The following is an 11,259-nucleotide window of genomic DNA, read 5'->3' on the forward strand; positions in this document are numbered from 1 at the left end:
CCAACCCAGGCCAACTCATCGCGAGCCAACCCTAACCACAAACGCAACGTGTCAACCAACTAAAAACAGAAATGCAGACGAGGTTATTATGAATAAGGTTTACAACATCATATGGAATGCGGCTCTCGGGCTTTGGGTTGTCGCCTCCGAATTATCGAAAGGGAAGAAAAAAAGCCGCTCGCGTAAAGCAGGGTTACTTATTGTTTCTGGTTTACTCGCTGGCGTTTCACTGACTGCCGTCGCCGCGCCGATCGTAACCGATGGCACGCGCGATATCGCCGTGGATTACCAGAGTGGCATCTCCGCAGGCGTTCATCAGGATGTATTCAACTACGGTTTTTTATATGAAAACCACACCGGTGGCAGTGAACTGAATATTACCGGCGCTATCCCCAACATCGCCTATGGACAGAGCGGCATCGTGGAATCTTCCACCATCCGGGATCTGCTGGAAAGTGGCAAAATTACTATCACCGCCACCAACCTCGCCCACGAGCAAAAATCCATCACCACCATTGAAGAACTGGCGGAATACCTCAGTCATACGCAGTCGTCTACCCCGCAGCAAAGCGTGGAATTTCAGGTGATTGACCCGGCCGATCCCGAGACGACCTCCACCCTGAAAGTGTTTGATAGCGCAAGCCTGGCAAGCTTTATCAGCGTCTCGCAGATTGGCGATGCGGTGCTTAACACGTATGACGCCAATGTATCGCAAATCTATAAGCAGTTTGGCTTTGCCCTTGCGAAAGATGGCGCAACCGCCAATCTCAACATTGGCGATAATTCACTGAACGTCAGAGAAAATGCTATCCGTCTGCTGGCAAAAGACTCTTCTCTGCTCAAAGCGCAAGACCCGAACAGCAAGGTTAACTGGCAATCCGATAACTACGTCCAGTTTGGTGCTGCGCCGGTTGTTCCGACCAAAACCTTTGCCGGTTCAAAACAGACCACCGTGTTTGGCAATGACATTACCTTAATGACCTACGGCTACAACGAAGAGGGCAAAGTCGTTGAAACGGGTAACCGCACCTTTTCTATCAAAAGCACGGCGGATCTGGCGAATTTCAACAACTGGCTGATTGGTGCCGGCAGTGAGAGCGCCAAAACACCCGACGGGCAAGATATTAGCCAGATCCAATTGTGGCTGGATTCTGGCGCCATGAGTAAAGTGTCTGATGCACAGAAATACTACGCAAGTCTTATCAATCAACTGCTGACCTCCAGCACCAATGCCGACCTGCTGACCTGGGATTACGATGTCTGGACTGACGGGCAAGCGCACACCAATAACACCACGGCGGCCACAGGGGAGCTGCATGCCATTTACGCGAATGGAGCAGGCACCACCGGCACATTGGCTTTGGGCACGATTCTGGCTGTCGATGGCAGTATCAATGGGGCAATGAAGGCCGATGGCGGTGGTTCTATTCTCAATGAGGGAGCCCTGAATGTTCTGCGGACCTCAACCGGACAAGGGCTGGCAATTGGCATGCTGGCCAGCGATGCCAGCGCCACTAACCGCGGCACGATCAACTCCGGGTTATTTATCGACAAAGATGGCAATCAGAACGTCAACAGTTACGGTGCCTTCGGGATGCAGGGACTGGGAAACAGCAGCGTGGTCAATGAAGGTACGATTAACCAGGCCATCACGACAAACAATTACGGAACTGCGGCCGCAGCTGACCCGTGGTCGACCGATACCCCTAACAGTTCACTGACACTCGCTATCGGGATGCAGTTGTCGGGTGAAACTACCGGTATTAACAAGGGTGAGATTAACGTTGTAGACGGACGCAATAACGGCGCTTCATTTGGCAAGGGAACGGCTTACGGCGTAGAAGTGTCCGGTGATGCCACCTTCACGAACACCACAGGCGGTACGATTTACCTTGGGCGTAATGTTGACAATCCCGCTGAAGATATTGCAATGGGCGGCGGTGCCAGCCCCGGGGCCGGGATCCTGACCAGAAGCTCAGGCGATGTCACCAATGACGGAACGATCACCCTTGGAAAAGGTGTACGTAACGCCGCCGGGATCTTGGTAGGCAACGCCACCGGGAATGTTACCAACACCGGTAACATCACCCTCAATGGTGACTCGACGTCCGGCACCAGCCAGAACTTCGGTATTTCCGTGCGCGACAGCGGCAGCGAAAACGGCCAGCAGATCCGCAACGACGGCAAGATTAACGTCAACGGCCACAACAACATCGGCATCCACCTGACCGCCAGTTCGAAGAACGCGCATGTCACATCCAGCGACACCGGGGCGATCACGGTCGCGGGCGACGGCGGCACATCGAACCGTAACTATGCGATCTGGGCTGAAGGAAGTACCACATCTCAGGCAATCGTCGACGTGTATTCCACAATCACGCTGGAAGAAGTCGGCAACATTGGCGTTCATGCCCGCGATAATGCGGTCGCTAACATTAACAGTACCAGCAGTCCGCTGTTCAAAAACAGCGATCAGATTGGTTACTACCTGTACGGCAAAGGCGCGACCGCCAATATCGGCGAAGCGGTGATGAACGATAACGGCCAGGCCCGTACTACGTTGTTCCGCATCGCTAACGGCGCAAATTTTGCCGGCAATACGTTTGACCCGCAGACGCACCTGTCATCAAAACTCGAAATGACATTAACGGGTGAGAAATCCATTGGCGTTTTTGCGACCGGTAAAGGCAGCACTGTGGATACGGGTGAAGCGACATTTACGGTTAGCGGCGACGGTGCGGCGGCACTGCTGCTCGAAGGGGGTGCAGAGGGTACCATCAGCGATAAGACCCTTATTGAACTGACCGGCTCAAATACCACTGCCGGGATTGTCGATGGTCAGGCGCATCAGTTGAACGGTAAAGCACAGGATGCCCCTGTCGAAACCATTCTTAACTCCAGCGCCGTCATTAAATCCCTGGATACTGGACTGAACGTCATCGCCTATGTGGCGAAGAATCTCGGCAACATCGTTCTGCAACAGGACGCGGTTATCGATCTCGCCAGTAAAGACAGTATCGGTGTCGACGTGCAGGAAGGAGGACGGTTGACGAATAACGCCTCTCAGGCATTGCATGTCAGCAACGGTATTGGCGTTCGCGCCTCTGGCAAAGATGCGCAGATCAAAAAGCTCGGTGCGATTGAGGTCGATGACGGTACCGCAGGCGTGCTGTTGACCAATGGCGCGACGCTGAATATTTCTGCAGGAAGCGGTGGATTAGCCGATACCATTACGACCAGGGGCACGGCGGATGGGATTCGCCTTGAAGCGGGTGCAGGGTCGCTGACCGCCGAAGGCGTCACCATCAGCGCATTAGGCAGCGGCGCAGGAATTCAGAACCATGCCGAAAGTTCGGATATCACGCTAAACGATGTCACGATTAACGCCAATAATGGTCCCGGGATCCGCACCAGCGTGGCGCTGAACGTGAAGGACGGCGCCAACAACACCATCAATGTGACCGGCTCTGGCGCTGGATTTGCCTTTATGACAGAAAGCGGCGGCGACGCCACCGGCGATTTGACGATCGGCACCGGCTACAATGTCCTGGTACACAACGACAGCGACGATGCCACAGGCTACGGGATTGATGCCCGCACCAACGGCAAACTGACCACCCGCGCCAATATCACCGTTCAGGACGCGACGGGCGGTTCGGCGATTCTGGCAAAAGACGTTTCTGCCATCATTAACAGCGGAAACATCACCTCCAACAGCCTGAACGGTCCGGTGGTAGATGCCAGTGGCGACAGCAGTAAAACCATCACCAACACCGGGGCGATCCTCGCAGCCACCGATCAGGCTGTCGCGATTCAGTCCGGTAAAGGCAATGACACCATCAACATCAGCGGCGGCAATACCCGCGGCGTCATCAATACCGGTGCCGGTAGCGATAATTTTATCTGGAACAGCGGAACGTTCGCCGGGGAAGTAAACTTTGCGGGGACAACCAACAACAAAGCCAACATCGGCAACGTATCGCTGGCGAACACGCGTCACATCACCACATTAGCCGGTACGGGTAACGCTCTCACCTTCACGAATACCACCGGTAATATCGGTACGCTGCTGGCGGATGACCTCAGCCTGGGAACCCACATCGGCAGCGGCTGGAATACCTTAACGTTGACGGGTGCGCAGACTGACATGCGCATCGTGGATAGTCTGACGCTGACTGATGGCACCCTGGCCGTTAACAATGGCGCGACGCTGCGCACGGGCGACCATCGCGATGCCAGTAATACCGGGGCGACCATTGGTAACTACAGCATCACCACCAGCGGCAACGCCAGCAACATCATCTTTGATACGCTGGGCAATGGCGCTGATAGCCAAATTTATCAGGGCACTATCAGCGGTAGCGGCAACTTTGTTCGTGCAACGGGCGGCACGACCATCTTTACCACCGATAATAGCTACAGCGGTTCCACTACGATTAATCAGGGCGGGATTTTACATCTCGGTCAGGGCGGCACGACCGGCGGCATCAACCCGGTTTCGCAGATCGTTGATGACGGTATTCTGACCGTTAACCGCAGCAACAACGTCCTGCTTAACGGAGTGATTTCTGGCATCGGTGCGCTAGAGCAAATCGGTAAAGGCATCACCCGTTTAACCGGCGCCAACCGTTATTTAGGGGAGACTACCGTCGACAACGGCACGCTGTTGGTTAACGGTAATCAGTCAGCCGCGACGGGCATGACAACCGTGAACGGCATTGCAACCCTGGGCGGCACCGGGACTCTCGGCGGCAGCGTTATGATGAATGACGCCACCACGCTCAGCGCAGGCGACGGCGGCGCGGGTACGCTGAAGATCAATGGAAGCCTGCAACTGGGCAATAAAACCACCTCTGCATTTGAGCTGGGGCAGGCCTTCGTGCCAGGCGGCGCACAAAACGATCTGGTCGATGTCGCAGGCAATTTACTGCTCGACGGCACGCTGAACGTCAGCCAAAGCGCGGGCGGCACGTTTGGTCCAGGCGTCTATCGTCTCTATAACTACGGCGGCACGCTCGACAACCAGACGCTGGAATTGGGCGATGTCCCGGCGGGTCAGGATAAGAGCAATCTTTTTGTCCAGACGGTGCTGGATAAGCAGGTCAACCTGGTCAACGCCAACGGCGTCACGCTGCAGTTCTGGGACGGCGCGCAGACGGGTGAAAACCACGGTAAAACCGGGATTGAAGGCAACGGTAAAATCGATGGTGGCGATGGCAAATGGATGGCTATCGGAAGCCTGGGCGATAACAACTGGACGCAGCAGGACGGTATCGGCAACGCGCCGTGGGCGCAAAAAGCCTTCGCGGTCTTTACCGGCAACGCCGGTACGGTAGAGGTCGATCAGAGCGCAGGCAACGTTCAGTTCTCCGGCGCACAGTTTGACGCAGACGGCTACGTTATCAAAGGCGATGCGCTGAACGCCTGGGAAACTACCGCGGGTAGTAATGAACTGATGCTGCGCGTCGGTGCCGGTGGCGCAGGCGAAAACTTCACCGCAACGATCGCATCGGCGATCCGCGAAGGTGACAGTGCGGATCGCCTGACGCTGGTCAAGACCGATCGGGGGCGTCTGATCCTCAGTGGCGATAACACCTATCATGGCGGCACGCGCATCGACGGCGGCACGCTGCAAATCTCGGCGGATAATAATCTGGGCCAGGCGGGAACCGGCGTCACCATCAACAACGGTTCAACGCTACAGCTGGGCGCGGATTTCACCACCCAACGCACTCTCACCCTGGGGACGTCAGGCGCGGACGCTGTGTTCGATCTGAATTCGCACCACTTCTCCCCTGTTGGCGATATCGCGGGTGCGGGCAACCTGAAAGTCACCAGCAGTACCCATGATGCGGCCAGCACGTTGTCGCTCGATCGGGCTAACAGCTATCAGGGTACGACGCAGATTGAAGGTACCGGACAAGCTAACAACGTCACGGTCAATGCCAGCCAGACAGGAACATTTGGTAGTAACGCCAGCAGCACGGTGAGCGTGACGAAAGGCGCGACGCTGAACGTCAGCGGCGCAGCCACCCATCTGCAATCTCTGACCCTGGACATTGCCGACAGCCTGTTAACGCTAAAAGACACGGTCACTGCCGCCGACGCGACGCTGAATCTGCACGGTAAAGCTACGGCGCGGATTACAGACAATGCCACCGCAGGACAGTCGACCATCAACGTGTCAGAAGAAAGTACCCTTGCGCTGGAAGAGGATGCCAGCGGCGGCAGCGCCACGGTGACCAACAGCGGATTGATGTCCTTTGCCGATCGCGCGCTGGCGGAAATGACCACCGTGAATAACCTTTCCGGTGGCAATGTGGATATCAGCAACGTCGACAGCGCGACGTCCATCGGTTCACTGTCCGGCGCGGGCAACGTTATGTTGGGTGATAAAACGCTCTCTCTCGGTAATCTGGGTCTCAACGACACCATCAGCGGCATCATCCGCGGTGACAGTGGCAACCTGGTGAAAATCGGCGACGGAACGCTGACCTTAACGGGCGACAACACCTGGACTGGCACCACATCGGTCGATGAGGGCGTACTGCTGGTCAACGGCAATCAGGCGGCAGCGACGGGTGACGTTACGGTCAAGGCGGGTGCGACGCTGGGAGGCAACGGCATTATTGGCGGCGCGGTGAATGTTGCGGATAACGGCCATATTACTGCCGGTTCCACACTCAATAGCGTCGGCAAACTGACCACCGGCACTCTGACGCTGAATGACCTGTCGCAACTGGATTACCAGTTTGGTCAGGCATATACCCCGGGCGGCGCTTTCAACGACCTGATTAACGTCAACGGCGATCTGGTGCTCGACGGCAAGCTCAACATTGAAACCTCGCCCGGCGGCAGCTTTGATGTCGGCGTTTATCGTGTCATTAACTATTCCGGCACGCTGACCAATAACGTGATGGATATTGCCAACGCCCCGGCGGCGGCAGACAGTCTGTACGTGCAGACATCGGTTAACAATCAGGTCAACCTGGTCAACCACGGCGGTCTGACTCTGCGCTTCTGGGACGGCACCGGCGGTGAAAATGGTGAACTGAAAAACAACGGCGTGATCAACGGCGGCGACGGTATCTGGCAGTCCAGTCATGGCAACGATAACTGGACCACCGATGAATCCACGCCGGAAGGCGCGTTGAACGCGCCGTTCACCGATGCCGCTTTCGCCGTCTTCCAGGGAGTGGCAGGCAACGTCACCGTGGATAACAGTCTGGGCGATGTGATCATCAGCGGCGCGCAGTTTGCCGCAGATGGCTACCGTGTAGCGGGCGATGCCATCACCACCGACACGGCCAACACGCTGATTCGCGTCGGCGACGGCACCGTCGATGGCGCAGGGTATGTCGCCACCATCGATAGCGAGATCCGCGGCACCGGCGGCGTCAATAAGAGCGACCTCGGCACGCTGATCCTGACCGGTGAGAACAGCTACAGCGGCGGTACAACCATTACGGCCGGCACACTGCAGGTTACCGGCGATAAAAACCTCGGCGCAGCCAATACCGGGATCACCTTTAACGGCGGCACGCTGAAGTATGGCGATGCGTTTAATACCGCCCGCCAGGTGACGCTGGAATCCGGCGGCGGAACCTTCGACACCAACGGCTTCAACGTCGAACTGTTGACCGACGTTGAAGGCAGCGGCCAGTTAACGAAAACCGGCCAGGGTACGCTCATGCTCACACTCGACACCACCTACACTGGCGGCACCCACGTCGTGCAGGGCACGTTGCAGTTGGGTAATGGCGGTGAGATCGGCAGCGTACAGGGCGATATCATCGCTGACGGCGTACTGGATGTGAAACGCTGCAACAGCTATACCCTGAGCGGCAATATCAGCGGCGAAGGACAGTTCCACCATACCGGCAGCGGCACCACCACGCTGGAAGGCGCGAACAGCTACAAAGGCGCAACGCTTGTCACCAACGGGGTTTTACAGGCCGGTGGCACCAACACACTGAGCGCAGCGTCTCATCACTATGTGGCGAGCGAAACCGCGCTGAAAACACAAGGTTATGACCAGACGATCGCCGGATTAACCAACGGCGGCAACGTGTCGCTGACGGGGGCGGCAATCGGTTCCGCGTTGACGGTGAAAGGCGATTACAGCGGCAAAAACGGGACGCTTGAATTAGCCGCGGCGCAAAACAGCGGCGGTCAGGGCATTGCGGACCGACTGGTGATCGATGGCGGTAAGGTCAGCGGCAGCACGCTGCTGAAAGTTGACGGCTCCAGACTGGGCGCGCCGACGGTGGGCGATGGGATCGAAGTGGTGACGGCGAAAAACGGCGCCACCACCACGGCACAATCCACGCGTGACGGTTTCTATCTGGCGAGTAACCGGATGTCTGCCGGGGCGTTTGAATACCAGTTGTATGCCGGGAACGTGGAAGGCATGGGTGAAAACTGGTATCTGCGCAGCGCATACCGTCCGGAAACCATGCTCTATTCCGGTCTCGCAAGCGTAGTGCGTCAGGGCGACCTGAGCCTGTTAGGCAACATGCACCAGCGAATGGGAGACGACGCACGACCGGGTCTCGATGAAAACAACCGTGCGTGGGCGAGAATGATTGGCTACTCCGGTAAAACCAAACTGGACGATGTCACCGGCACGCAGACCACCAGCCACACGATGGGGATTCAGGCAGGGGTTGACCTTTACGCGGATACCAGCTGGAAAGCCGGTGTTTACACCAGCATTCTGGATATCGACAGCAGCGTCAAAGGTAGCAACGCAGGCAGCGCGGGTAAAGGCGGTAACATCGACGACAACGCGTTCTACCTGGGTGGCTACGCCACCTGGTTCTCCACCGATGGGATGTATGTGGATAACGTCCTGCAATACGGTAACCATGACGCCCGCCTGTCGGCATCCGGAAACCATGGCTCTCATACCGTGAAGGGCCACACGCTGACCGCCTCGACGGAGATCGGCAAAGCATTCCGTTTGGGGGCAAGCGCGTGGAGCCTGGAACCACAGGCGCAGTTGATCTATCAGTACAGCGATTTTGATGACAGCACGCTGGGCGGCGCGGCGAAGACGAAGGTCAGACTCGATACTGCCGATGCCTTTACCGCCCGTGTCGGGCTGCGGCTGAAAGCGGACTACGACACCCGTCACGGTAAGATTCAGCCATATGGTCGCGTCAACCTGTGGCAGGGCCTGGGGTCAAAAGATAAAACCCACTTCAGCAATGCTGTTGCCACCACAACGCTGGAATCCTCGCAGCAGTACTCCAGTACCGAAGTGGCGGCAGGGCTGAGCTGGAACATCGACCGCGACCTGCAGGTGTACGGCGAACTGGGAACGCAGTTCAACAACGGCGGGCATAAATCGCAGGTAGAAGCGCCGATCAATGCCTCCATTGGCTTTAAAAAGTCGTTCTGATAACGCCTGAAATGAAAAATCCCTCTGTGATGCAGAGGGATTTTTTGCCCGGTGGCAACTCAGGATAAAAATGCCAGTAGGTAGGCCTGATAAGCGAAGCGTCATCAGGCTTAATGGCAAACTCAGGATAAAAATGACAGCGGATGGTTAAATCTGACGATCAGTTTATTCAGTTCAGCAGAATGGGCCAGACCCAGCTTCGCGATGATTCGCATTTTATGGGTTTGTATCGTTTTATAACTCACACTGACCAGATCCGAGATTTCATTTGGCGAATACCCGTTCACCAATAAACTGAGAATTTGCTGTTCACGATCGCTCAGCCGTTTTTGTGAACGGAATAAACGGGGATTCCAGCACTCCCCGGTCAGGGTCGTCAGTCGCCCAAAGTCACGCAGCGGTGATTTATCGGTCAGCACAATGACCTTTTCGACATACAGCAACTCAATGCACAATTTCGCCAGACGGCTATCGGCAACGACCACCACGGCATTATCATAAACTTTAAAGCGGTTCTTATTTAAATAGCTGACAAAATCCGCATAAGACTGCTCGTGGCTGATGATATTAAAAATCATCAGCCGGTGGCGATAGCGCGCAGAGTAATCCACCATCACTTGCCAGGGAACATTCATTACTTCAGCGTTTTTGCTTTTTAAATACGTTGAGACACTGCTGCCGACGAAATCTTCATTTCCACACATCAACATAAAGTTCACCTTCCTTTATAAACTTTTCAATTTATTACTCATCAAAAAATGAATAATGACCTTTTCGACATCCAACGCGTCGCGAGGATGTTTAAATTCGAACTTGCAGGAGATCTGCTGACAGGAATAAAGCTGATTGTTCTCATCAAATTCATTGATGGCAACAACGTTGACAACCCGGAGATCGCAACGCAAACGACCAAACTGTTCAAAATCAAGAAATGCCCCTTTAATCAGTGCATTTTTATAAAGAAAGCGGGTGTTTATTTTTTGTGAAATCAGTGCGCAACCACCGCGGGAGATATTTTTAATCTGTAGTGAATAATTCTCACCATTTTTATAACGTCCAGAACAGTAAAAATGATATCCCTTTAAAAAAGAGAAACGCTGATGCTGGCGACGCTGAACCAACAGGATTACTTCGGGTATGTGATACGCCAGTCCGCACTCCAGTTTATCGGTCAGCGACTGACTGAACCGGGCATTGAACCTGATAATGCCGCTGTCGCTGTGCAAGATAAAAGACTGAATAGTAGAGAGTGGGATGTCACTATTGCTGGCAATCACGAAGTAGTCGAAGTCAACCTTTTCTAATTGAGTAACCACGCTGGTGTCTTTAAATTTCAGTTCCACCTTCGTTTTTCTGAGAAGCTCTTCGCGAATAATGGCCACGATCTCAAACTTATTGTCCTTTGCCATCCCAAATCCCATAGTAAAATCCTTATTTTATATTTCAGATACTTCTCATTCGTGTTTAATGATAAAAGGCTAAAACTGGCTCCCGCTGATGGTTTTTTGATTACCATAAGGGATTACCTTTCAGATATTTCGCATGATATTAAGTTTTTGACTATTTTTACTGATTAATTGATATGTAAAAACATTCAGTGAAGTGTAAAAGTGGCCCGGTTTATGCGTAAAAGAGGATGAACTTAACAAAAACTTGATAACAAAAATGAATAAAATGCGATTAACTGCACGATTATGAAATATAAGACTGATGTTTATACTATTTGCAACACAAGGATGCAGATTGTGCTTTTTATGCACAACCTGCTGAGAGGTAACCACCAAATGAAATATCTGCAGGAAGCAATGAACAATAAATGGAGATTCAGGAAGGGATAAACGTCATTACCAGAAAAA

3 protein-coding genes are annotated in these 11,259 nt (G+C 54.2%); 1 reads left to right on the forward strand and 2 read right to left on the reverse strand.

All coding sequences use genetic code 11. From position 1 onward, the window contains the following. Nucleotides 1–88 precede the first annotated feature (88 nt). Nucleotides 89–9,403, forward strand: a complete 9,315-nt coding sequence (locus KE671_RS08740) for an autotransporter-associated beta strand repeat-containing protein (RefSeq protein WP_206162585.1) — start codon at nucleotides 89–91, stop codon at nucleotides 9,401–9,403. Nucleotides 9,404–9,525: 122 nt separating this feature from the next. On the opposite strand, the gene KE671_RS08745 is transcribed toward KE671_RS08740, so the two are convergent. Next, nucleotides 9,526–10,113, reverse strand: a complete 588-nt coding sequence (locus KE671_RS08745) for a helix-turn-helix domain-containing protein (protein ID WP_241029781.1) — start codon at nucleotides 10,111–10,113, stop codon at nucleotides 9,526–9,528. Nucleotides 10,114–10,128: 15 nt separating this feature from the next. Continuing rightward, a complete protein-coding gene (locus KE671_RS08750; protein WP_206162586.1) occupies nucleotides 10,129–10,824 on the reverse strand; it encodes a flagellar brake protein in 696 nt (231 codons plus the stop codon). Between the last annotated feature and the right edge of the window lie 435 nt (nucleotides 10,825–11,259).

This window comes from Citrobacter amalonaticus (assembly GCF_018252635.1).
Lineage (GTDB): Bacteria > Pseudomonadota > Gammaproteobacteria > Enterobacterales > Enterobacteriaceae > Citrobacter_A > Citrobacter_A amalonaticus_E.